General features: G+C 71.5%; 19 protein-coding genes. 13 read left to right on the plus strand and 6 right to left on the minus strand.

What is annotated here, in order from left to right:
* Nucleotides 1–38 precede the first annotated feature (38 nt).
* Together ACIRDU_RS26055 and ACIRDU_RS26060 are read right to left on the minus strand one after the other, a co-directional pair.
* Nucleotides 39–2,957 carry a tetratricopeptide repeat protein gene (locus ACIRDU_RS26055; protein WP_403583324.1) on the minus strand — a complete coding sequence of 973 codons (2,919 nt, stop codon included), beginning with the start codon at nt 2,955–2,957 and terminating at the stop codon, nt 39–41.
* On the minus strand, nt 2,954–4,792 hold the full coding sequence (locus ACIRDU_RS26060) for an HSP90 family protein (RefSeq protein ID WP_403583812.1): 1,839 nt from the start codon (nt 4,790–4,792) through the stop codon (nt 2,954–2,956). Before ACIRDU_RS26060 ends, ACIRDU_RS26055 begins: the two co-directional genes overlap by 4 nt.
* 188 nt (nt 4,793–4,980) lie before the next feature.
* Here ACIRDU_RS26060 and ACIRDU_RS26065 point away from each other — a divergent pair, with 188 nt between their 5' ends.
* The 8 genes from ACIRDU_RS26065 (at nt 4,981) to mutM (ending at nt 13,375) form a co-directional block, all read left to right on the plus strand.
* Nucleotides 4,981–8,223 carry a helicase-related protein gene (locus ACIRDU_RS26065; protein ID WP_403583326.1) on the plus strand — a complete coding sequence of 1,081 codons (3,243 nt, stop codon included), beginning with the start codon at nt 4,981–4,983 and terminating at the stop codon, nt 8,221–8,223.
* A gap of 86 nt (nt 8,224–8,309) precedes the next feature.
* The gene (gene rsmD, locus ACIRDU_RS26070; protein WP_403583329.1) at nt 8,310–8,897 is read left to right on the plus strand and encodes a 16S rRNA (guanine(966)-N(2))-methyltransferase RsmD; all 588 of its coding nucleotides are present in this window, start codon (nt 8,310–8,312) and stop codon (nt 8,895–8,897) included.
* Nucleotides 8,898–8,923: 26 nt separating this feature from the next.
* Entirely contained in the window at nt 8,924–9,403 is a 480-nt protein-coding gene (gene coaD, locus ACIRDU_RS26075) for a pantetheine-phosphate adenylyltransferase (RefSeq protein ID WP_403583813.1), read from the plus strand.
* Between the two features lie 121 nt (nt 9,404–9,524).
* Entirely contained in the window at nt 9,525–10,598 is a 1,074-nt protein-coding gene (locus tag ACIRDU_RS26080; protein ID WP_403583332.1) for an ATP synthase F0 subunit B, read from the plus strand.
* Between the two features lie 128 nt (nt 10,599–10,726).
* On the plus strand, nt 10,727–11,377 hold the full coding sequence (locus ACIRDU_RS26085) for a YceD family protein (RefSeq protein ID WP_403583335.1): 651 nt from the start codon (nt 10,727–10,729) through the stop codon (nt 11,375–11,377).
* Nucleotides 11,378–11,379: 2 nt separating this feature from the next.
* Nucleotides 11,380–11,553, plus strand: coding sequence for a 50S ribosomal protein L32 (gene rpmF, locus ACIRDU_RS26090; RefSeq protein ID WP_003951102.1), 174 nt, complete (start codon nt 11,380–11,382; stop codon nt 11,551–11,553).
* A 7-nt stretch (nt 11,554–11,560) separates the two neighbouring features.
* Nucleotides 11,561–12,409, plus strand: a complete 849-nt coding sequence (gene rnc, locus ACIRDU_RS26095) for a ribonuclease III (RefSeq protein ID WP_403583337.1) — start codon at nt 11,561–11,563, stop codon at nt 12,407–12,409.
* Between the two features lie 105 nt (nt 12,410–12,514).
* Nucleotides 12,515–13,375, plus strand: a complete 861-nt coding sequence (gene mutM / locus ACIRDU_RS26100; RefSeq protein ID WP_403583339.1) for a bifunctional DNA-formamidopyrimidine glycosylase/DNA-(apurinic or apyrimidinic site) lyase — start codon at nt 12,515–12,517, stop codon at nt 13,373–13,375.
* Here mutM and ACIRDU_RS26105 read toward each other — a convergent pair.
* A complete protein-coding gene (locus ACIRDU_RS26105) occupies nt 13,365–13,763 on the minus strand; it encodes a winged helix-turn-helix transcriptional regulator (RefSeq protein ID WP_403583341.1) in 399 nt (132 codons plus the stop codon). The two genes, mutM and ACIRDU_RS26105, sit on opposite strands and share 11 nt — an antisense overlap.
* 107 nt (nt 13,764–13,870) lie before the next feature.
* On the opposite strand from ACIRDU_RS26105, the gene ACIRDU_RS26110 reads away from it, so the two are divergent.
* Nucleotides 13,871–14,455: a flavodoxin family protein gene (locus tag ACIRDU_RS26110; RefSeq protein WP_403583344.1), complete on the plus strand. Its 585-nt coding sequence runs from the start codon at nt 13,871–13,873 to the stop codon at nt 14,453–14,455.
* Between the two features lie 15 nt (nt 14,456–14,470).
* On the opposite strand, the gene ACIRDU_RS26115 is transcribed toward ACIRDU_RS26110, so the two are convergent.
* The gene (locus ACIRDU_RS26115; RefSeq protein WP_403583346.1) at nt 14,471–15,598 is read right to left on the minus strand and encodes a CAP domain-containing protein; all 1,128 of its coding nucleotides are present in this window, start codon (nt 15,596–15,598) and stop codon (nt 14,471–14,473) included.
* Between the two features lie 161 nt (nt 15,599–15,759).
* On the opposite strand from ACIRDU_RS26115, the gene ACIRDU_RS26120 reads away from it, so the two are divergent.
* The 4 genes from ACIRDU_RS26120 (at nt 15,760) to ACIRDU_RS26135 (ending at nt 22,053) form a co-directional block, all read left to right on the plus strand.
* The gene (locus tag ACIRDU_RS26120) at nt 15,760–16,041 is read left to right on the plus strand and encodes an acylphosphatase (protein ID WP_283970225.1); all 282 of its coding nucleotides are present in this window, start codon (nt 15,760–15,762) and stop codon (nt 16,039–16,041) included.
* Nucleotides 16,042–16,419: 378 nt separating this feature from the next.
* On the plus strand, nt 16,420–16,623 hold the full coding sequence (locus tag ACIRDU_RS26125) for a hypothetical protein (RefSeq protein ID WP_030852030.1): 204 nt from the start codon (nt 16,420–16,422) through the stop codon (nt 16,621–16,623).
* Between the two features lie 210 nt (nt 16,624–16,833).
* Nucleotides 16,834–20,412, plus strand: a complete 3,579-nt coding sequence (gene smc / locus ACIRDU_RS26130; RefSeq protein WP_403583349.1) for a chromosome segregation protein SMC — start codon at nt 16,834–16,836, stop codon at nt 20,410–20,412.
* Nucleotides 20,413–20,634: 222 nt separating this feature from the next.
* A complete protein-coding gene (locus ACIRDU_RS26135; RefSeq protein ID WP_403583351.1) occupies nt 20,635–22,053 on the plus strand; it encodes a sugar porter family MFS transporter in 1,419 nt (472 codons plus the stop codon).
* On the opposite strand, the gene ACIRDU_RS26140 is transcribed toward ACIRDU_RS26135, so the two are convergent.
* The gene (locus ACIRDU_RS26140) at nt 22,050–22,454 is read right to left on the minus strand and encodes a hypothetical protein (protein ID WP_403583353.1); all 405 of its coding nucleotides are present in this window, start codon (nt 22,452–22,454) and stop codon (nt 22,050–22,052) included. The genes ACIRDU_RS26135 and ACIRDU_RS26140 overlap by 4 nt on opposite strands.
* Nucleotides 22,455–22,507: 53 nt before the next feature.
* Nucleotides 22,508–23,479, minus strand: coding sequence for an LLM class flavin-dependent oxidoreductase (locus tag ACIRDU_RS26145; RefSeq protein ID WP_403583355.1), 972 nt, complete (start codon nt 23,477–23,479; stop codon nt 22,508–22,510).
* Nucleotides 23,480–23,523 lie beyond the last annotated feature (44 nt).

The following is a 23,523-nucleotide window of genomic DNA, read 5'->3' on the forward strand; positions in this document are numbered from 1 at the left end:
GTCCGGTCATCGGTGTGGCCGGGCAGGCCGGGGCCTCCTCAGTCCGGCCGCTCCGCCAGCAGACGGAGCAGCTGCTCCGCCTCCGCCCGGCGGGCCCGCACCGCATCGCCCTCACCCTCGCCGTGTCCGTCGTACGCGGCCAGCACCGCACGCGCGCGTGCCACCGCGTCGGCGGGACGGCCCAGGTCGGCCTCCAGCCGGCCCGCGGCGAGTTCCGCTCCGGTGCGGCTGTGCAGGGCGCCGTCCCCGAGGGAGGCGAACACCTCGGCCGACCGCACCACTTGGGTCAGTGCCTCCTCGAACACGGCCCGGGCCGAGGCGTCTCCGGCGTGCTCGGAGACGGAACGGGCCAGCAGGTCGCCGAACTGGCCGTGAGTGTGGCCGAGTTCGGCGACGAGTTGCTGCCGGTCCTCCTCGTCGGACGCTGCCCCCCGTGCCTCCTCGCACTCCCGGACCGCCTCCGCCATCAGGTCCCGTGCCTCTCTCAGCCCGTCCTCGGCGTGCAGCGCCAGCCAGGCGCGGGCGCGCAGGGAGCGGATCAGGCCCTGGGTGTTGCCGAGTTCGCGCCACAGGCCGCCCGCGCGCGCGTAGGCCCGGTCCGCCTCGGCGGGCAGCCCGGCCTGCCCGAGGGACTCCCCGGCCAGGTGGGCGAGGGTCGCGTGGTCGTGCTGCTCGGGCCAGTGACGGGCGATCTCGGCGGCCTGCAGACGCCGTTCGGCGGCCGCACGGTGCTCGCCCAGCTCGCTCAGGCAGTCGCCGAGCCACCACTGCGTCTGTACGACCGCCCCGTCGCCGTGCGTCTCGGCGGTCAGGTCGGGCAGCGCCGACTCCAGCACCTCCGCGGCCTCGGCCCACCTGCCCTGCCGCAGCAGGTGGCCGCCGAGCTGCTGTCGCGCCCAGGCGCCCAGCGTCGCTCCCTCGCCCGCCTCGTCGGCCCAGTGAGCGGCCTCCAGGGCGTGCCGGGCGGCCTCCCCGGCCTCGCCCCGGCCGCCGACGACCTCGGCGAGCTGAAGGTGCAGCTGGGCCCGCCCGGGCGCCTCCAGGTGCGCTCCGCCGTGCTCCAGGGCCGCCCGCAATGCCCGTTCCGCCTCCGCCATGTCACCGAGGTGGTGGGCCAGGGAGGCCAGCCGGGCCTCGTACTCCACCGCGAACCACGGCAGCCCCGCCGCGACGAACGCCGCCGCCCCCCGCGCGAACAGCTCCGCCGCCGACTCCAGATCCCCGGCGAGCCCGGCCAGCTCCCCGAGCATCGCCCGGGCCTCGGCGGCCCGCGCGGCCAGCCGCACGTCCTCCCCGGTCCGGCCGTCGACCAGCGCGAGGACCTCCCGGACGGCCGCTTCGGCCTCGGCGAGCATCGCCCCGTCACCCTCGCCGTCATGCGCCCGCCGTGTCCATATGCGCGCCCGGCTCATCAGGACGGCCGCCGTCTGCGGCATCCCCGTGCCGTCGGCGGCGTACAGCGCGAGGACCTCGTCGTACGGGCCCGTCACCGCCGTGACGGCGCCGGCCACGTCGCCGGCGAGCGCGCGGACGTACGCCCCACGCGCGCGTGCGGCGAGGGCCTCACCCGGGTCGCCCGCCTCCGTGTAGAGGCCGGCGGCCCGTTCGAAGAGCTCGGTGCCCTCGGGGCCGAGGGACATCGCCTCGTGGTCGGCCATCTCCGCACGGTCGCGCGGGTCCAGCTCGACGCCCTGCGCGGCCTCGGCGACCGCCGCCCACGCCTCCACGGCCCCCGGCCGCAGGGTGTCCGAGAGCCGCCGTGCCTCGGCCAGCAGGGCGGGCAGATCCGGCTGCCCGGTGACGGGGACCGGAGGCGTGGGGGGAGCGGGCGGGGGAGCCGGCCGTACCGACCGGACGCCCAGCGGCAGGCGCTCCACCAGCGGTTGCCGTGCCATCCGCGCGCGGGCCCGCTCGCTCACGTGTGTCGTGCCGTTGCGCTCGTCGAAGCGCGCCGCCAGGACGAGGGCCTCCCCGCGCGCGTGGGTGGCGAGCTCGCGGGCGGTCCACTCCCGGCCGGCCGGGCCCGGCACCTGACGGTCGCCCAGCCCGAGCCCGGTCAGGCGGTCCATGAGCAGGGCCACCACGCTCAGGAAGTCCAGTTTGCTCCGCGGCTGCCCGTCGTCCGTGAAGTACGCAGGCCGCTCCGCGAGCAGCTCCAGGCCCCGCGCCTCGTTGCCGGTCAGCGTGCAGAACTCCAGGTGGTCCGCGTACGCGCCGCGCATGCTCTCCATCGCCCGGACGAGCCGGAAACCCCGCAGATGGTGGGCCCGGGCCTCGTCGAGCCGGCCCAGCCGCAGCAGCGGCACCAGGGAGGACGCCAGGGCCGAGTGCGGCTCGTGGGCACAGGCGTACTCGCCCTCCAGGACCGGCCGCCACAGCTCCAGGGCCTGCGCGTCCCGCCCCTGCTCCGCCTGCCAGCAGCCCTGCCCGTGCAGTTCACAGGCGTGGCAGTCGGCCATGCCGTCCCGGTCGGCGGCCAGCCACGCGGCGTACGCCCGCTCGGCCCGCGCCACGTCCCCGACATGCGCGGCCACACTGTGCTCGGCGCTGCGCACGGCCCGTTCGGAGTGCCCGGCGAGCCGGTAGCGGTGCTCCATCTCGCCGAGCCACTTCTCGATCGACGCGAGCGGGATGTGCGGCTGGTCCAGCATGCCGGCCGAGACCCACTTGAAGACCCAGTGCAGCGAGTGGGTCTCGTACTCGTCGAAGTCCTCGGGCCGTTCGTCCCACAGGCGCAGCAGACGCGCGAAGGGGACGAACATCTTCCCCTTCTCGGAGCTGTAGTTGTAGACCTTCAGCTGGTGGCCCAGCGCCTCGATCACGGCGAGCGGGATGTTCAGCTTCTCGGCCGCCGTCAGCAGCTCCTCCGCGCGCGCGTTGCGGGCCGGCCCCTCCGGCTGCTCGGCGTTGTCCGCCATCGCCTCGCGCAGCGCGTCGAAGTCCGTGATCTCGCTCATGCCTGACCGTCCTCGCTGTGCGTGGCCCACTCCAGAAGACCGATGAACGCGCGGTTGAGCAGGGCCGAGTCGGCCGGCCTGAGCGGCCGCTGCGCCATCAGCAGCGCCTGCCCGTACAGCGACTCCGTGGCGGTGCCGATCAGCTCCGGGTCGGGCAGCGCGCTGATCCGCCGCACGAGCGGGTTGAGATGGTTCAGCACCAGACGCGCGCGGGGGGCGCTGCCGCGCAGGGAGCCGAGGATGCCCGCCCACAGGTCGTCCGCCTGCGCCTCGGCGTCCGCCCGGGCCTGCTCGTGCCGCGCGTCCCGGTCGTCGAGGTGCAGCGCGGGCACGGACAGCGGGTGGAAGGCCCGCAGTACGACGTCACAGCCCAGTGGGTCGAGCCGGGCGCGGGCCGCCGCCAGGAAGCCGGACAGGGCCAGCTCCTCGGCCGGGTCGACCGCGTCCAGGTGCGCGGTGACCGTCTCCGCGTCCAGCTCGGTCACCACGGTGCCCGGCCGCACCGACGGCAGCGCCTGAACCAGCTCGCTGTCGTACGTGTAGCCGCCGTTGATCACGCCGATGCCCTGCGCGGACGCGATCGGCGCGACCTGCCGGTACTCCTCGACGGTCCGCGTGAAGTGCAGCACCGGGTGCCGCTGCGCGAACTCCTCCAGGGACAGCCGCCCGTCGGTCGTCTCGAAGGGCAGCCACGGCAGCATCGTGCGCAGCATCTCCCGGTCGTGCCGCGCCAGGGCCTTCACACCCAGGTGGTGCACCGACAGGAACGCGGCCAGTCGCTCCGGATCACCGGCCGCCAGCCCCGTCAGCCAGGCGCGGATCCGCTCGCCCAGCGCCTCCCGAACACCGGCCAGCGTCTCGTCCTCGTACAGTGCCTCACGTGACGCCGTGGGCCGCAGGCTGTCCGTGTCGAGCACGCAGCGCACGAAGAACGCCCAGTCGGGCAGCAGCTGTTCGGCCCGCTCGGTCAGCAGCATGCCCTTCAGGTGCACCCGGTGACCCGCGCGCTGGGCCGGGCTCACCGCCGACGGCAGCACGTACGCCACCCCGCGGATGCCGGCCAGCGGCACGGACAGGTCGATCGTGTCCAGCGGAGTGAAACCGAACAGGTCGTGGCAGTGCCGGGCGAGGGCGACGCGGCGGGCGGACGGGCCCGGGTGCGGACGGTCCCAGGGCGCCGGAAGGTCGGTGACCGCCTCGTCGCCGACCCGGACGTCGTAGGGCAGCAGCGACCCGAAGTCCCGGGCCAGCGCCTCGACCCGCCCGGGCGTGAGCCACTCCGCGGCACCCGCCCGGGCCACCAGATGCACGGTGGTGCCCGGTTCGGGCCGCTCGGCGTCCGGCAGCGTCCGCACGGTGTACGAACCGTCGTCGGACGCCGTCCACTCCACCGGGGGCGCCCCGGGCGTGCGGGCGCTGCGGCTGACGACCCGGATCCGCTCGGCGACGACGAAACAGGCCAGCAGCCCGATGCCGAACTGCCCGAGGAAGTCGGACCGAACCTCCTGAAGCCCCTCGGCCCGCTTGGAACTGCGTCCGATGGTGGCCAGCAGGCTGTGCACGTCCGCCTCGGTGAGCCCCACGCCGGTGTCCTCGACACGCAGGGCGCCGCCCTCCGCGTACAGCCGGACCCGGGCAGGGGCGCCGGGCTCGTCCGCGCGTCTGGCCGTGATGGCGTCCACGGCGTTCTGCAGCAACTCGCGCAGATACACCTTCGGACTGGAGTAGAGGTGGTGGGAGAGCAGGTCCACCAGACCACGCAGGTCGACCTGGAACGTATGAGGTGACTGGGGCGGATGGGATGCTTGGGATGCCTGTGAGGTCTGGGAGTCCATCATCACGGCGCCGGTGGGGGACTCGCGACGGCGCGGGGTCGGGCGGTCCCGGTGAGGCGGTGACCGCGAAGAAGGGCCGGGAGCGCGTCATCCTAAGGCCCGAACCTGCCGCCTGACCAGGGGTTTCCGGGATCTTTACGGCGATCCGGGCCGCGGCCTCTACGGCATTGTCAGTGGGGTGGTGTGCAATGGATCTCGTGCCCGCACTGGAAGAACCCCTGCGCCAACCGCTGAAGTCGGTGCTCGGCCCCGCCACCGCGAAGGTGATGGCCGAGCACCTCGGCCTGCTCACCGTCGGCGACCTCCTGCACCACTACCCGCGCAGATACGAGGAGCGCGGCCAGCTCACCCACCTCGCCGACCTCCCCATGGACGAGCACGTCACGGTGGTCGCGCAGGTCGCCGACGCCCGCCTGCACACCTTCGCCTCCGCCAAGGCCCCGCGCGGCAAGGGCCAGCGCCTGGAGGTCACGATCACGGACGGCAGCGGCCGGCTCCAACTCGTCTTCTTCGGCGCGGGTGTCCACAAGCCCCACAAGGAACTCCTGCCGGGCACCCGCGCGATGTTCGCGGGCAAGGTCTCCGTCTTCAACCGTCGTCTTCAACTCGCGCACCCGGCCTACGAGTTGCTGCGCGGTGACCCGGAGGAGTCCGTCGAGACCTGGGCGGGCGCCCTGATCCCGATCTACCCCGCCACCGCCAAGCTCGAGTCCTGGAAGATCGGCAAGGCGATCCAGACGGTCCTGCCCACCGCCCAGGAGGCCGTCGACCCGCTCCCGGACACCCTGCGCCAGGGCCGCGGCCTGGTGCCCCTCCCCGAGGCCCTCCTCAAGATCCACCGCCCGCACACCAAGGCGGACATCGAGGACGCCCGCTCCCGCCTCAAGTGGGACGAGGCCTTCGTCCTCCAGGTCGCCCTGGCCCGCCGCCGCCACGCGGACGCCCAACTCCCCGCCGTCCCCCGCAAGCCCGCCCCCGACGGCCTCCTCACCGCCTTCGACGCCCGCCTCCCCTTCACCCTCACCGACGGCCAGCAGCGCGTCTCCCGGGAGATCTTCGACGACCTGGCCACGGACCACCCGATGCACCGGCTGTTGCAGGGAGAGGTCGGTTCGGGCAAGGCACAGCCCCTCGACTCCCTGGTCCTCACCCCCACGGGATTTCGTCGCATGGGCGACCTGCGGGTCGGGGAGGAGGTGGTGGTGCCGGACGGGGAGATCGCACTGATCGACGGCGTCTTCCCGCAGGGGGAACGCGACGTGTGGCGCATCGCTCTGTCCGACGGAAGTTCCGTCGAGTGCGATGACGAGCACCTCTGGATCGTCGGCACCGGATGCGGGCGGCGGCGCGGTCAGGCACCGAAGGTCATGACGACTCGGGAAATCCGTCGCGACACGTTCAACGCCGACGGTTCCTCGAAGTGGTACATCCCAGCGGCCAAGCCGGTCGACCTGGGCGGCGACGCGGGGCTGCCCCTCGACCCGTACGTCCTCGGTGTGCTGCTGGGAGACGGTTCGTGCCGTCACGAACTCCGGCTGTCCACCATCGACGCGGAGATTCACGACGCGGTGGCAGCGGCGGTGGCGCCAGCATGCCGGCTGGTACCGGTGACCGGAGCACACTGCGACTACACGATCCAGCTCGCGGAGCGGGCCGGAGGCATCCGGAACCCTGTGATCGAGGCGTTGCGTGACCTGGGCCTCTGGGGAGCGACATCCCAGGGCGCGTACGTCCCGGACCAGTTCAAGAACGCGTCGATCAAGGACCGTCTCGCCCTGCTGCAAGGACTCATGGACACGGACGGCACCGTCCACGCCGACGGCATGAGCATCTCCCTCTGCTCCGCTTCACGCCGGCTCGCGGAGGATGCCGCCTGGCTCGTACGTTCCCTCGGCGGCCGGGCACGGGTGCTCCCGAAGAGAGCCGCCTACACCGTGTCAGTGGCCCTGCCCGACGAGTACGCCCCGTTCCGGCTCACTCGCAAGGCCGCTCGCATGCGTCCCCGGCCGACGTACGACACGTTCGGACGTGGCATCCGGGCCGTCGAGTACGTGGGCCGGAAGCCTGTCCAGTGCATCAGCGTCGCCCACCCGAGCCATGCCTACATCACCGACAACTTCACCGTCACCCACAACACCATGGTCGCCCTGCGCGCCATGCTCGCCGTGGTCGACGCGGGCGGCCAGGCCGCCATGCTCGCGCCCACCGAAGTGCTCGCGCAGCAGCACCACCGGTCCATCGTCGAGATGATGGGCGAGCTGGCCGAGGGCGGCATGCTGGGCGGGGCCGAGCAGGGCACCAAGGTCGTGCTGCTGACCGGTTCCATGGGCGCCGCCGCCCGCCGCCACGCCCTGCTCGACCTCACCACCGGCGAGGCCGGCATCGTCATCGGCACGCACGCGCTGATCGAGGACAAGGTGCAGTTCCACGACCTCGGCCTGGTCGTGGTCGACGAACAGCACCGCTTCGGCGTCGAGCAGCGCGACGCCCTGCGAGGCAAGGGCAAACAGCCTCCGCACCTGCTGGTCATGACGGCCACGCCCATCCCGCGCACCGTCGCCATGACCGTCTTCGGCGACCTGGAGACCTCCGTCCTGGACCAGCTGCCGGCCGGCCGCTCGCCGATCGCCAGCCATGTGGTCCCGGCCGCCGACAAGCCTCACTTCCTGTCCCGCGCGTGGGAGAGGGTCCGTGAGGAGGTGGAGAACGGCCACCAGGCGTACGTCGTCTGCCCCCGCATCGGCGACGAGGAGGACGAGCCGAACAAGGCGGGCCGGAAGAAGCCCCCGGAGTCCCCCGAGGACGCCGCCGAGAAGCGCCCGCCGCTCGCGGTCCTCGACGTGGCCGAGCACTTGACCAAGGGACCTCTCCAGGGCCTCAAGGTAGAGGTGCTGCACGGCAGGATGCATCCCGACGACAAGGACGCCGTCATGCGCCGCTTCGCCGCCGGTGAGACCCATGTCCTCGTCGCCACGACGGTCATCGAGGTCGGCGTCAACGTCCCCAACGCCACCGCCATGGTGATCATGGACGCGGACCGCTTCGGCGTCTCCCAGCTCCACCAGCTGCGCGGCCGCGTGGGCCGTGGCTCGGCCCCCGGCCTGTGCCTCCTGGTCACCGAGATGCCGGAGGCGAGCCCGGCCCGCCAGCGTCTGAACGCGGTCGCCTCCACGCTCGACGGCTTCGAACTCTCGCGCATCGACCTGGAACAACGCCGCGAGGGCGACGTCCTCGGCCAGGCCCAGTCGGGCGCCCGGACCTCCTTGCGGATGCTCGCGGTCATCGAGGACGAGGAGATCATCGCGGAGGCCAGACAGGAGGCGACAGCCGTCGTGGCCCAGGACCCGGAGCTGACTCGCCTCCCGGCCCTGCGCACGGCACTGGACGCCCTCCTGGACGAGGAGAGGGAGCAGTACCTGGAGAAGGGATGAGGGGGACTGACCTCTTTTCAGGGGCGCGGGGAACCGCGCGACCAGCCACACTGATACTGAAAGCCGCCCACGAGCAAGGACCGAAGATGACCCGCGTGATCGCCGGCACAGCCGGCGGACGTCGACTCGCCGTGCCCCCCGGCACCGGCACCCGCCCCACCTCCGACCGCGCACGCGAAGGTCTCTTCTCCACCTGGCAGTCCCTCCTCGGCGGCCCCCTGGAAGGCGAACGCGTCCTCGACCTCTACGCCGGCTCGGGCGCCGTGGGCCTGGAGGCCCTCTCCCGAGGCGCCGGCCACACCCTCCTCGTCGAGGCCGACGCCAAAGCCGTCCGCACGGTCCGCGAGAACGTGAAGAACCTCGGACTCCCCGGCGCCGAGGTCAGATCGGGCAAAGCGGAACAGATCATCCGCTCCGCACCCCCCGGCGAGCCGTACGACCTCGTCTTCCTCGACCCTCCCTACGCCGTCACGGACGACGATCTTCGGGAGATCCTCCTCACACTCCGCACGGAGGGCTGGCTCACCGAAGAAGCCCTCGTCACCGTGGAGCGCAGCACCAGAGGCGGTGAATTCCGGTGGCCCGAGGGTTTCGAACCCCTCCGGGCCCGTCGCTACGGCGAGGGAACGTTTTGGTACGGTCGCGCCGCCTCTACGTGCGAAGACGCACGATGACCGGACCGGAGAGCGAGGGATCACAAGTGCGCCGCGCCGTCTGTCCCGGGTCGTTCGACCCGATCACCAACGGACACCTCGACATCATCTCCCGCGCCTCCAGGCTGTACGACGAGGTCTACGTCGCGGTGATGATCAACCAGGCGAAGAAGGGCCTGTTCGAGATCGAGGAGCGGATCGACCTGATCCGCCGGGTCACCGCCGAGTACGGCAACGTCCGCGTGGAGGCCTTCCACGGCCTGCTCGTCGACTTCTGCAAGCAGCGCGACATCCCCGCCATCGTCAAGGGCCTGCGCGCGGTCAGCGACTTCGACTACGAGCTGCAGATGGCCCAGATGAACAACGGCCTCTCGGGCGTGGAGACCCTCTTCATCCCCACCAACCCCACCTACAGCTTCCTGTCGTCCTCCCTGGTCAAGGAGGTCGCGACCTGGGGCGGCGACGTCTCCCACCTGGTCCCGGCGGAGGTCCTCCAGGAGCTCACCGAGCGCCTGCGCAGGGACTGAACCCGCCCCGGGCGTCCCGCCGGGGCCTGACTGCCCGTCATCCGGTGTCCCGCGGCGACCCCATGGCCGTACAGTCGTCCCGTCCGTCTCCAACGCATCTGTAGAGAGTGGCGAGCACACGGTGGACGTGCAGAAGAAGCTCGACGAGATCGTCTCCGCGGTCTCCGGCGCCCGGTCCATGCCCATGTCGGCCTCGTGCGTGGTCAACCGCGCCGACCTGCTCGCGATGCTGGAAGAGGTGCGTGCGGCGCTGCCCGACTCCCTCGCCCAGGCCCAGGAGCTGATCGGCGGCCGTGAGCAGATGGTCGAGCAGGCCCGCCAGGAGGCCCAGCGGATCATCGAGAGCGCGCACGCCGAGCGCGGCTCGCTGATCTCCGGCACCGAAGTCGCCCGCCGCTCCCAGGCCGAGGCCGACCGGATCCTCGCCGAGGCCCGCCAGGAGGCCGAGGAGATCCGCGCCGAGGCCGACGAGTACGTCGACTCCAAGCTCGCGAACTTCGAGGTCGTCCTCACCAAGACCCTGGGCTCCGTCGGCCGCGGCCGCGAGAAGCTCCTGGGCACCGGCCCCGGCACCGACGAACAGGGCTACGAGGACGAGGACGCCCCCGAGCGCAGCCACGACCCGGAGACCCAGCGCCGCAGCGCCGACGAGTACGTCGACGTCAAGCTCGGCGCCTTCGAGGCGGTCCTCGCCAAGACCCTGGAGGCCGTGGGCCGCGGCCGGCAGAAGCTGCACGGCCGGATCGCCACCGACGACCTCGGCGCCCTCGCGGACGACGCGAGCACCGTCCAGCACTCCAGCGACGCCGACTACCTCGCCGACCTGGCCGCCCTCGCGGAAAAGCCCCCGGCCGAGCGGCCCGCGCCGCAGGAGGACTACGCGCAGCCGGAGCCGGCGTACGGCTACCAGCAGCAGACCGACCCGTACGCGGGTTACCCGCAGCAGGCCTACGCCGCCCACCAGGACCAGTACGGCTACCCGCAGGCCGGTCCCTACTCCCCCGCCTCCGGCTACGCTCCGGCCGGAGGTGCCCCCTTCCAGGGCTACGACCCCCAGCAGGCCGCCTACGACCCGCAGCAGGCCCAGCAGCAGGCCCAGCAGGGGTACGCCCTGGACGAGACCAGTCTCTTCGACACCGGCATGATCAGCGCCGAGCAGTTGCGGGCCTACGAGCAGGGCCGCGGCCAGGGCTGAGCACCGGATTGGGCCGACGGCGAAAGGTCCAGTATCCTGGCTCTTCGGTCGCGCGTACGTCCGTGATCAACGCTGCCCGGAACACCGAAGGGCGGCGTACCCCCGAGCTCAGCAGATCGAAAGCAGGAATGGTTCTGAACGCCCGCCTCGACCACCGCAACCCCCTCGTGTTCGACACGCACGAGCTGGGTCGGCGGCCTGGTGCGCTGCAGCGCCTGACCCGCACGGTCGACGCTCCCAAGGACCTCGGTATCAAGGGAGTCATCGGAGTGCCGGAAGGCGCCCCGGTGGAGCTCGAACTCCGCCTGGAGTCGGTCATGGAAGGGGTGCTCGTCACAGGCACCGCCCGTGCCGCGGCCGAGGGGGAGTGCGTAAGGTGTCTGGAGCCGCTCGAGCAGGAGCTCGAAGCGGAGTTCCAGGAGATGTTCTCGTACCCTGACGCCGACGACCGGGGCCGCGTGATCGCGGAACCGGGCGACGACGCCGAGGACGACGAGGACAGGCTCTTCCTCGAGGACGGCTTGTTCGACCTCGAGCCCGTGCTGCGTGATGCGGTGGTGCTCGCACTGCCGATGCAGCCGGTGTGCCGGGAAGACTGCCCTGGTCTGTGTGCCGAGTGCGGCGCGCGGCTGGCGGACGACCCCGGCCACCACCACGACGCCGTCGACATCCGTTGGGCGGCATTGCAGGGACTCGCCGGCACCATGAAGGACGGCGAGAAGGACGAGATGAGCGGCGCCGAAGCGGAAGCGGGCGTCGACGAGAAGCAGGAGAAGTAGCCGTGGCTGTTCCGAAGCGGAAGATGTCGCGCAGCAACACGCGCCACCGCCGGTCGCAGTGGAAGGCTGCGGTCCCCACCCTGGTTGCGTGCGAGCGCTGCCACGAGCCCAAGCAGCAGCACATCGCGTGCCCGTCGTGCGGCACCTACAACAAGCGCCAGGTCCTCGAGGTCTGAGCGGCTGGTGAGAGGCACTGTGTCCACGCCTAAGAACAAGTCTTCCCGTGTGAGCGGGAGTGCTCCGGCGGACAACCAGGCCTCGTCCCACACGCTTCTGGAAGGGCGGCTCGGCTACAAGCTCGAGTCCGCCCTTCTGGTGCGCGCACTGACCCACCGGTCGTACGCATACGAGAACGGCGGTCTGCCGACCAACGAGCGTCTGGAGTTCCTCGGGGACTCCGTCCTCGGCCTCGTGGTCACGGACACGCTGTACCGCACCCACCCCGACCTGCCAGAAGGCCAGTTGGCCAAGCTGCGGGCCGCGGTGGTGAACTCGCGTGCGCTCGCCGAGGTGGGCCGCGGGCTCGACCTGGGCTCCTTCATCCGGCTGGGCCGCGGTGAAGAGGGCACGGGCGGCCGGGACAAGGCGTCCATCCTCGCCGACACCCTGGAAGCGGTGATCGGCGCGGTCTATCTCGACCAGGGCCTGGACTCGGCGGCGGAGCTCGTGCACCGCCTGTTCGACCCCCTGATCGAGAAGTCTTCGAACCTCGGAGCCGGCCTGGACTGGAAGACCAGTCTCCAGGAGCTCACCGCGACCGAGGGGCTCGGCGTGCCCGAGTACCTGGTCACGGAGACCGGCCCCGATCACGAGAAGACCTTCACTGCTGCCGCCCGCGTCGGAGGCGTCTCGTACGGCACCGGCACCGGCCGCAGCAAGAAGGAGGCGGAGCAGCAGGCCGCCGAGTCCGCATGGCGGTCCATCCGGGCCGCGGCGGACGAGCGTGCCAAGGCGGCCCAGGCCGCCGAGGCGACGCAGGCGGCAGCTGTTCAGGCCGCCCACACGGCCGTCGACGGCAGCGTCGACGGCTGACCGCCGCCGCCCTCACCGGGCGTCGGCATGCACAGCGCACCCGAGCGCCCGCCCCTGCCCGGGGCGGGCGCTCGCGTCATCCACAGGTTCGTGACGGGGGACGGCATGCCTGAGTTGCCCGAGGTCGAGGTCGTACGGCGCGGTCTCGAGCGGTGGGTCGCCCACCGGACGGTCGCCGAGGCCGAGGTGCTGCACCCGCGTGCGGTGCGCCGCCACCTCGCGGGCGCCGACGACTTCGCGCACCGACTGAAGGGCCATCGCATCGGCGTCCCGAGCCGCCGCGGCAAGTACCTGTGGTTGCCCCTGGAGGACACGGACCAGTCGATCCTGGCCCACCTCGGCATGAGCGGCCAGCTGCTGGTCCAGCCGCACACGGCCCCGGACGAGAAGCACCTGCGCATCCGCGTCCGTTTCACCGACGCCCTGGCCATCGAACTCCGCTTCGTCGACCAGCGCACCTTCGGCGGCCTCTCGCTGCACGACAACACCCCCGACGGCCTGCCCGACGTCATCGCGCACATCGCCCGCGACCCCCTGGACCCGCTCTTCGACGACGAGGCCTTCCACCGGGCACTGCGCCGCAAGCGGTCCACGATCAAGCGGGCCCTGCTCGACCAGTCGCTGATCAGCGGTGTCGGCAACATCTACGCGGACGAGGCCCTGTGGCGCGCCCGCATCCACTACGAGCGCCCGACCGCGACCTTCACGCGCCCGCGCGCCCTGCTGCTCCTGGGCCATGTGCGGGACGTGATGAACGCCGCCCTCGCGGTGGGCGGCACCAGCTTCGACAGCCTGTACGTCAACGTCAACGGAGAGTCGGGCTACTTCGACCGGTCGCTCGACGCGTACGGCCGCGAGGGCCTGCCCTGCCGGCGCTGCGGCACGCCCATGCGGCGGCGGCCCTGGATGAACCGGTCGAGCTACTACTGCCCGAAGTGCCAGCGTCCGCCGCGGATCACGCCCTAGCGGAGTCGTACCGCTCGCGCGCGGCCAGGACCTCGTCCATGTTGCCCTCCACGAAGTGGATCAGCGCGAGCAGACGCTGGGCCACGTCGCGCCCCAGCGGCGTCAGTTCGTAGTCCACCCGGGGCGGATTGGTCGGCTGGGCCTCGCGGTGGACCAAGCCGTCGCGCTCCAGGGCGTGCAAGGTCTGGGACAGCATCTTCTCGCTCACCCCGTCGACGCGGCGGCGCAGCTCGTTGAAGCGCAGCGAGCCCTCGTACAGGGCGCCGAGCGTGAGGCCGCCCCAGCGACCCGTGACGTGCTCCAGCGTGCCGCGCGACGGACAGGCCTTGGCGAACACGTTGTACGGGAGGTCGTCCAGCCCCTCCGTGAGCTCCTGGGTGGTGGTCATAGGCCCAGCCTACGCCAGCGCAGCGCTAACCGACAGGTTGCACTAACCAGAAGTTAGTGCTTTCCTTTGGTCATCCTCAGCGACCTGCCTATTTCAGGAGTACTCACGTGACCACCCCTGTCGTCTCTCTCGCCTACCACTCCAGCTACGGCCACACCGCCGTCATCGCCGAGGCCGTCCGCGCCGGTGCCGTCGAGGCCGGTGCCGAGGTGCATCTGATCAAGGTCGACGAGATCACCGAGGAGCAGTGGGCGATCCTCGACCGCTCGGACGCCATCGTGTTCGGCTCGCCGACCTACATGGGCACCGCGTCCGGCGCCTTCCACGGCTTCGCGGAGGCCACCTCCAAGCGCTGGGCCACCCAGGCCTGGAAGGACAAGCTGGCCGCGGGCTTCACCAACTCCGCTTCCAAGAGCGGCGACAAGCTGCACACCCTGCAGTACTTCCAGATCCTCGCCGCGCAGCTCGGCATGCACTGGGTCAGCCTCGGTCTGCTCCCGGGCTGGAACAGCAGCACGGGCTCCGAGCACGACCTGAACCGTCTCGGCGTCTTCCTGGGCGCGGCCGCCCAGACCAACGCCGACGAGGGCCCGGACGCCGTCCACAAGGCCGACATCGCCACGGCCGAGCAGCTGGGCCGCCGCGTGACGGAGACGGCCAGGGTCTTCCTCAAGGGCCTGGCCGCCGCCTGAGGCTCGCGACGGGCGTCAGTAGCCGAAGTTCTGTGTCCACCAGGGACCGCCGGAGCCCAGCTCGACACCGACGCCCAGCGTCTTGAAGTCGCAGTTCAGTATGTTGGCGCGGTGGCCGGGGCTGTTCATCCAGGCGTCCATCACGGCCGCGGCGTCGGCCTGGCCGCGGGCTATGTTCTCGCCGCCGAGGTTGGATATCCCGGCCTTCTCGGCCCGGTCCCAGGGCGTGCGGCCGTCCGGGTCGGTGTGGTCGAAGAAGCCCCGGGCTGCCATGTCCTCGCTGTAGCTCTGGGCCAGGTCGGTCAGGGCGCTGTTGGCGGCGACCGGGCTGCAGCCCACCTTGGCCCGCTCCTCGTTCACGAGGCTGAGCACCTGTGCCGCGGCGGCGGACTCCCCGGACAGGGCCGCGGAGGCGCTGGGCGCCTTGGGCGCCTTCGTGGCCGTGCGCGAGGGCGTGGTGTCCGGCTTCTCGCTCGGAGTGGCCGCCGGCTTCTTCTTCTCCGGGGTCTTCTCCCGCGTCTTCTCCGGCTTCTCCGGCGTCTTGGTCGGCGAGGCCGACGATTTCGAGGCGGACGGCGACGGCGAGACGGAACGCTGGGCGTCCCGGCTGGTGGGCGCCTCGTCCCGGCTCTCGGCGCTGCCGGAGGTGCCGCCCTGCTCGATCGGGGTGTTCGTCGGCGTGTCCCCGGCCTGGACCTTGTCGGCCCCGCCGTTACCGCCGAGCTGGTAGTTGTCCAGGCCGGGCACGGCGCCCGTGGCGACGGCGACCGTGCCGAGGGCGACGGCGGCGGAGACACCGAGCAGTCCGGTGCGCATCGGTCGGGCGGTCTTCTTGCGGCGGCGGTGCGAACCCGCGCGCCGGGCGCCGCCGTCGGGCGTGAAGCCGTCGCTCGCGAAGACGGCCGCGTCGTCGTAGCGGTCACCCGCGGCGGACGCCTGCGCCCCGAACAGGTAGGCCTCGCTCCTGGCGTAGCTGTCGGCGTACGCCTCCGGGTTCAGATAGGGCGCGATACCCATCGTCGGGGCGTCGTCCGCGCTGGAGTAGAGCGGATCGTGGCCCTCCGTGAAGCCGTCGGCGTGGGTGTTCCCCGTGGCGCGGCCCGTGGCGGCGCGGCCGGCGTCGGAGCGTCGGTGGCGTCCCATGTCCTGGCCTTCCTCGTCCTGGCGGTCGACTCGTCCTCGAGATCAACACCAAACTCACTCGATCGTGTGAGTTTCATATGAGATTCGTTGAGGGGGGACGGTACCGCATGGCGCAAGTGGAGGAAGTGCCCGGAGGGAGATCGGGCGGTTAGGTTGCAGTCATGAGCGAGGATGTGCGACTGGTCGCCTGGGTGCGTGGGCGCGTCCAAGGTGTGGGTTTCCGCTGGTTCACGCGGGCCAAGGCTTTGGAGATCGGCGGCCTGAGTGGCTTTGCTCTCAATTTGGGCGACGGGCGGGTCCAAGTCGTCGCCGAGGGTGGTCGTGAGGGCTGCGAGGGCCTGCTGGAGTGGCTCCGGAGTGACGACACGCCCGGCCGCGTCGACGGTGTCACCGAGATCTGGGACACACCTCGCGGCGGCTACGACGGCTTCGCCATCCGCTGAGCACCCCCCGCCGGGCGGCCCCGAGGCCGCCCGCGGACGGGTCACGGACTGCCGCCCCGGACGGAAACATGCTGGTGATTGCCGAGAACCGCTTGCCTTGGCAGGCTCCACACGCAAGGATGATCGCCACGGCCCGAGGGCCCCGCAGAAGCCGCAGTACGGCCGTTCCAGGCCGCGCGTGCCCGGGTCGCCCCCAATACGGGGCGTGATCGTGTTGACCGTCAAACTTTTTGGTGAGACGCTGAAAGCCCCGCGCACCTTAGCTGTTTGGCATGGCTGAACGGCAGCACAACTCCAGGCCCTGCCATAACCGCGGGTGCGAATCCCTCACGACCCACACCGCAGCGGTCGGTCACTCATTGTGGAGGACCATCCATCATGGCAAAGGCGCTTCTCGGTTACGTCGGCGGCTCCGACCCTCGACTCCTCGCCGAGATGCGACGGCTCCAGCAGCGCGTCCAGGACCTGGAATCCGAGCTCGGACGAATCCAGGCGGAGAACGAAGCGCTGACGGCTGCCGCTTCTCACGACAGGATCATGGAGAGCGTTGACGCACACCAGGCGGAGCCTGCGCTCACCTGATCACTGCACGCTCCACAACAGCACAGCAGTGGTTGGGCCGCCCGTCACAACCGCCTAGTTGTCAGAAGTGCAAGGGACGCCCTGTCGGCGTCCCTTCTTTCTTGCCCCCGCATCCTTTCACCGTCTTAACGTCTGATGTGCCCTGCGCGTTCAACGGCGAAACCGCGGGTTCATGGAGTGAGACCAACCCGGGCGGTAGAGTCCGGCGGCGTGCACCTCAAGGCCCTGACCCTCCGCGGGTTCAAGTCGTTCGCCTCGGCGACCACCCTCCGGTTCGAGCCGGGGATCACGTGCGTCGTCGGACCGAACGGCTCGGGCAAGTCCAACGTCGTCGACGCGCTCAGCTGGGTCATGGGCGAGCAGGGCGCCAAGTCCCTGCGCGGCGGCAAGATGGAGGACGTCATCTTCGCCGGCACCACCGGCCGCCCCCCGCTGGGCCGTGCCGAGGTGTCCCTGACCATCGACAACTCCGACGGGGCCCTGCCCATCGAGTACGCCGAGGTCACCATCACGCGGATCATGTTCCGCAACGGCGGCAGCGAGTACCAGATCAACGGCGACACCTGCCGCCTCCTCGACATCCAGGAGCTCCTCTCCGACTCCGGAATCGGCCGGGAGATGCACGTGATCGTCGGGCAGGGCCAGCTCGACTCCGTGCTGCACGCCGACCCCATGGGCCGCCGCGCCTTCATCGAGGAGGCCGCCGGGGTCCTCAAGCACCGCAAGCGCAAGGAGAAGGCGCTGCGGAAGCTGGACGCGATGCAGGCCAACCTCGCGCGCGTGCAGGACCTCACCGACGAACTCAGACGCCAGCTCAAGCCGCTCGGCCGCCAGGCCGCCGTCGCCCGCAGGGCCGCCGTCATCCAGGCCGACCTGCGCGACGCCCGCCTGCGCCTCCTCGCCGACGACCTCGTGCGGCTCCGCGAAGCCCTCGACGCCGAGGTCGCCGACGAGGCCGCGCTGAAGGAGCGCAAGGAAGCCGCCGAGCAGGAGCTGCGCAAGGCGCTCCAGCGCGAGGCCCTCCTGGAGGACGAGGTACGGCAGCTCACGCCGCGGCTCCAGCGCGCCCAGCAGACCTGGTACGAGCTCTCCCAGCTCGCCGAGCGGGTGCGCGGCACGATCTCGCTGGCCGACGCCCGCGTGAAGAGCGCCGGCTCCGCGCCCCCCGAGGAGCGGCGCGGCCGCGACCCCGAGGACATGGAGCGCGAGGCCGCCCGCATCCGCGAGCAGGAGGCCGAGCTGGAAGCGGCCCTGGAGGCGGCCCAACGCGCCCTGGAGGACACGGTCGCCCACCGCGCCGAGCTGGAACGCGCGCTCACACAGGAGGAACGGCGCCTGAAGGACGCCGCCCGTGCCATCGCCGACCGGCGTGAGGGCCTGGCCCGGCTCAGCGGCCAGGTCAACGCCGCCCGCTCCCGCGCGGCCTCCGCCCAGGCCGAGATCGAACGCCTGGCCGCCTCCCGCGACGAGGCGCAGGAACGTGCCGTCGCCGCGCAGGAGGAGTACGAGGCGCTCAAGGCCGAGGTCGACGGCCTCGACGCCGGTGACGCTGACCTCGCCGAGCAGCACGAGTCAGCCAAGCAGCAGCTCACCGACGCCGAGGCCGCTCTCACGGCCGCCCGCGAGGAGCTCACCGCGGCGGAACGCAGGCGCGCCGCCACCCAGGCGCGTCACGAGGCACTCGCCCTCGGCCTGCGCCGTAAGGACGGCACCGGGACACTGCTCGCCGCGAAGGACCGCCTCACCGGTCTCCTCGGTCCGGCGGCGGAACTCCTGACGGTGACCCCGGGCCACGAGGTCGCCCTCGCCGCCGCCTTCGGAGCAGCCGCGGACGCGATCGCGGTGACGAGCCCGGCATCGGCCGCCGACGCGATCAGACTCCTGCGCAAACAGGACGGAGGCCGGGCCACTCTGCTCCTGGCAGGAGATCCTCACCCCGGGGGCGCGGGGAACCGCGCGAACAGCCACCACGGACCCGCAGACGCACGACACACGTTCGCCGCGGACCTGGTCCGCGGCCCGTCGGACCTGATGCCCGCCGTCCGACGGCTGCTCCACGACATCGTCGTGGTCAGCACCCTGGAGGACGCCGAAGACCTCGTCTACTCCCACCCCCACCTCACCGCCGTGACCGCCGAAGGCGACCTCCTCGGCGCACACTTCGCCCACGGCGGCTCCGCCGGCGCCCCCAGCCTCCTCGAAGTACAGGCCTCCGTCGACGAGGCCGCCGCGGAGCTGGAAGAGCTGGCCGACCGCTGCGAGGAGCTCACCGAGGCCCAGGCCTCGGCCGTGGCGCGGCGCAAGGAGTGCGCCGCGCTGGTCGAGGAGCTGGGGGAGCGGCGCCGGGCCGCCGACCGGGAGAAGTCGGCCGTCGCCCAGCAGCTCGGCCGCCTCGCCGGGCAGGCACGCGGAGCGGCGGGGGAGGCCGAGCGGTCCACCGCCGCCGCGGCCCGTGCCCAGGACGCCCTCGACAAGGCGCTCCAAGAGGTGGAGGAACTCGCCGAGCGGCTCGCCGTCGCCGAGGAGATGCCGATCGAGGAGGAGCCCGACACCTCCGCACGGGACCGGCTCGCAGCCGACGGTGCCAACGCACGCCAGACCGAGATGGAGGCCCGCCTCCAGGTCCGTACGCACGAGGAACGGGTCAAGGCGCTGGCCGGACGGGCCGACTCGCTGGACCGGGCCGCCCGCGCGGAACGCGAGGCACGCGCGCGTGCCGAGCAGCGGCGGGCCCGGCTGCGGCACGAGGCGGCCGTCGCCGAGGCCGTCGGCGCCGGTGCCCGGCAGCTGCTCACACATGTCGAGGTGTCCGTCGGCCGCGCCGACGAGGAGCGCACCGCCGCCGAGGCCGCCAAGGCCCGCCGGGAGCAGGAACTCGTCCGCGCCCGCACAGAGGGACGCGATCTCAAGGCAGAGCTCGACAAGTTGACGGATTCGGTTCACCGGGGCGAGGTACTCGGCGCCGAGAAGCGGCTGCGCATCGAGCAGTTGGAGACCAAGGCGCTGGAGGAGCTGGGTGTCGAACCGGCCGGGCTGGTGGCGGAGTACGGTCCGCGTCAGCTCGTGCCGCCCTCGCCCCCCGCCGAGGGCGAGGAACTGCCGGAGGACCCGGAGCACCCGCGCAACCGGCCCAGGCCGTTCGTCCGGGCCGAGCAGGAGAAGCGCCTCAAGGCCGCCGAGCGTGCCTACCAGCAGCTCGGCAAGGTGAACCCGCTCGCCTTGGAGGAGTTCGCTGCGCTTGAGGAACGCCACCAGTTCCTCAGCGAGCAGCTCGAGGACCTGAAGAAGACGCGTGCGGACCTCCTCCAGGTGGTGAAGGAGGTCGACGAGCGCGTCGAGCAGGTCTTCACCGAGGCCTACCGCGACACGGCCCGGGAGTTCGAGGGCGTCTTCAGCCGGTTGTTCCCCGGTGGTGAGGGGCGGCTGGTGCTGACGGACCCCGGCAACATGCTCACCACGGGCGTGGACGTCGAGGCGCGTCCGCCGGGCAAGAAGGTCAAGCGGCTGTCACTGCTCTCGGGCGGGGAGCGGTCGCTGACGGCGGTGGCGATGCTCGTGTCGATCTTCAAGGCGCGACCCAGCCCGTTCTACGTCATGGACGAGGTCGAGGCCGCTCTCGACGACACCAACCTCCAGCGGCTCATCCGGATCATGCAGGAGCTCCAGGAAGCCTCCCAGCTGATCGTGATCACGCACCAGAAGCGCACCATGGAGGTCGCCGACGCGCTCTACGGCGTCTCCATGCAGGGCGACGGTGTGTCGAAGGTCATCTCCCAGCGTCTCCGCTGAATAGGTGCGCCCTACACCGGTCTCACCTGCGCCTCTAAGTGGCTTCATTTCTTGAACACATCACCGACACACCCCTGCCGCAGATTCACAGCAGCCCTGTATTGACTTCGAAACTTGAAGGCATAGTCTCGGCAACGTTCCTTTTACCTTCAGGTACCTTCAGGTGGCACCTCGAAGGGCTGATCCCCTCCGGCAGCGTTGCCGGTGGCCCGAGGAGTACACGTGACCAGCACAGCGCAGGCACCCAAGTCAGGAGCCAGGACGGCTCACCCCGATCATCTCGGGCACGTCATCTTCATCGCGGCGGCGGCCGCGATGGGCGGTTTCCTCTTCGGCTACGACAGCTCCGTGATCAACGGAGCCGTCGAGGCAATCCGTGACCGCTACGACGTCGGCTCCGCGGCCCTGGCCCAGGTCATCGCCATCGCCCTCATCGGCTGCGCCATCGGCGCCGCGACCGCCGGCCGGATAGCCGACCGCATCGGCCGCATCCGGTGCATGCAGATCGCCGCGGTCCTCTTCACGATCAGCGCCGTCGGCTCCGCGCTGCCCTTCGCGCTGTGGGACCTCGCCTTCTGGCGGGTCGTCGGCGGCTTCGCCATCGGCATGGCCTCCGTGATCGGCCCGGCCTACATCGCCGAGGTGGCCCCGCCCGCCTACCGCGGCCGGCTCGGCTCCTTCCAGCAGGCCGCGATCGTCATCGGCATCGCCGTGTCGCAGCTGGTCAACTGGGGTCTGCTGAACGCCGCCGACGGTGACCAGCGCGGCAAGCTGATGGGCCTGGAGGCCTGGCAGGTCATGCTCGGCGTCATGGTCGTCCCGGCCGTCCTCTACGGGCTGCTCTCCTTCGCCATCCCCGAGTCCCCGCGCTTCCTCATCTCCGTCGGCAAGCACGAGCGCGCCCGGGAGATCCTCACCGAGGTCGAGGGCAAGGACGTGGACCTCGACGCCCGTGTCGCCGAGATCGAGGGCGCCATGAAGAGCGAGCACAGGTCGAGCTTCAAGGACCTGCTCGGCGGCAGCTTCTTCTTCAAGCCGATCGTCTGGATCGGCATCGGCCTGTCGGTCTTCCAGCAGTTCGTCGGCATCAACGTCGCGTTCTACTACTCCTCGACGCTGTGGCAGTCGGTCGGCGTCGACCCGACGGACTCGTTCTTCTACTCCTTCACCACGTCGATCATCAACATCCTCGGCACCGTCATCGCGATGATCTTCGTCGACCGCATCGGACGCAGGCCGCTCGCGATCATCGGCTCGGTCGGCATGGTCGTCGGCCTGGCGCTGGAGGCCTGGGCGTTCTCCCACCACCTCGTCGACGGCAAGCTGCCGGCCACGCAGGGCTGGATCGCCCTGATCGCCGCGCACATCTTCGTCCTCTTCTTCGCCCTGTCCTGGGGCGTCGTCGTCTGGGTCATGCTCGGCGAGATGTTCCCGAACCGGCTCCGGGCCGCCGCGCTGGGCGTGGCCGCCGCCGCGCAGTGGATCGCCAACTGGGCCATCACCGCGAGCTTCCCGTCGCTGGCCGACTGGAACCTCTCCTTGACCTACGTGATCTACACCGCGTTCGCCGCGCTCTCGATCCCGTTCGTCCTGAAGTTCGTCAAGGAGACGAAGGGCAAGGCCCTGGAGGAGATGGGCTAGGCCCGTCCCGCGCACTCGGGGAGAAGGGCCAAAGTCCCCGCTGCCCCTCTCCCCGTAACCCGCCGCCGCCCCGGTCCGGCCACTGCCCGAGCCGGGGCGGCGGTGTGTCGTCTCACCAGATCAGCACGCCGCCCTGGATCACCCGGGCGTGCAGGGCGGCCACCTCCAGGTTCCAGCGCCACCTCGCGCAGGAACTCCGCGACCTCCTCGGTCTCGATGTCCAGGTCGTCGTCGGCCGGCACCGGCAGGAACCGGGCGCCCAGGGCGCGCACCGGCTCCGATCCCCATACCGTCCGGCGCCAGGACTCGAACCCGCCCGAGTGGTCGCGCCCTTCGGGCACGTCGAGGATCCGCCGCTGTCCGTCCGGCTCGCGCAGGAACCCATCGACCGAGAGGCTCATGGCGCCAGTGGATCACCATGGAGCCGCGGCCGACCACCGGATATCCATGAGCGTCAGCTCTCCAGCCGCGGCAGCACCTGCTCGCAGAACAGCTGCAGACTCCGCCACCCCTCCTCCACCGGCATACCGCCCGCCAGCGGATGAAGGACATAGGAATCCAGCCCCAGCGCCACGCACGCGTCCGGCGTGAGGATCCGGTAGACGCCCTCCGCGCGCAGGTCCGCCACCGTCGTCGCGGCCGACCTCACCGCCGAGCGCACCCCGCCCGACTGCCAGGAGGCGTACGTCCGGGCCTCGTGCAGGAAGTGCCGGCCGTACCGCGCCCAGGCCCGGTCCGGGTCCTCGGCCACGTGCAGCAGGGGCGTCTCGGCGGCGGGCATCATGACCCAGCCCTCGGTGCCGTACTCGACGAGCAGCTCCTTGTAGTACGCCTCCAGCTCCGGCAGATGCGCGCTGGGGAAGAAGGGCAGACCGAGCCGGGCGGCGCGGCGCGCGGCGGCCCGGGAGGAGCCGCCGACCAGGAGCAACGGGTGCGGGTCGGTGAACGGGCGCGGGGTGATGCGGACCGTGCGGCCCCGGTGGGGGAAGGGCTCGCCGGTCCACGCCGCGAGCAGCGTCTCCAGCAGCTCGTCCTGGAGCTTGCCGCGCCGGGCGAAGTCCACGCCGAATAGGTCATACTCCTGCGGCCGGTAGCCGATCCCGGCGACCGTCACCAGCCGGCCGTTGCTCAGCAGGTCCAGCACGGCGATCTCCTCGGCCAGCCGCAGCGGATCGTGCAGCGGGCCGATGATCGCCGAGACGGTGACCGCGACACGCCGGGTGGCGCCGAAGACGGCCCCCGCGAAGGCGAACGGCGACGGCAGCCAGTTGTCGGCGGCCCCGTGGTGCTCCTCCGTCTGGACGGTGGTGACGCCCCGGTCGTCGGCGTAGGCGGCCATCTCCAGGGCCGCCCGGTACCGGGCACCGAGCTCGGCGGGGACGGCCCCGGGAGCGACGAGGTTGAAGCGTACGACCGTGACGGGCATGGGGGCGTCTCCCTCCACCGGGCGGGTGTCCGGGGGACGTTAGC

This window comes from Streptomyces sp. NPDC093598 (genome assembly GCF_044764825.1).
Lineage (GTDB): Bacteria > Actinomycetota > Actinomycetes > Streptomycetales > Streptomycetaceae > Streptomyces.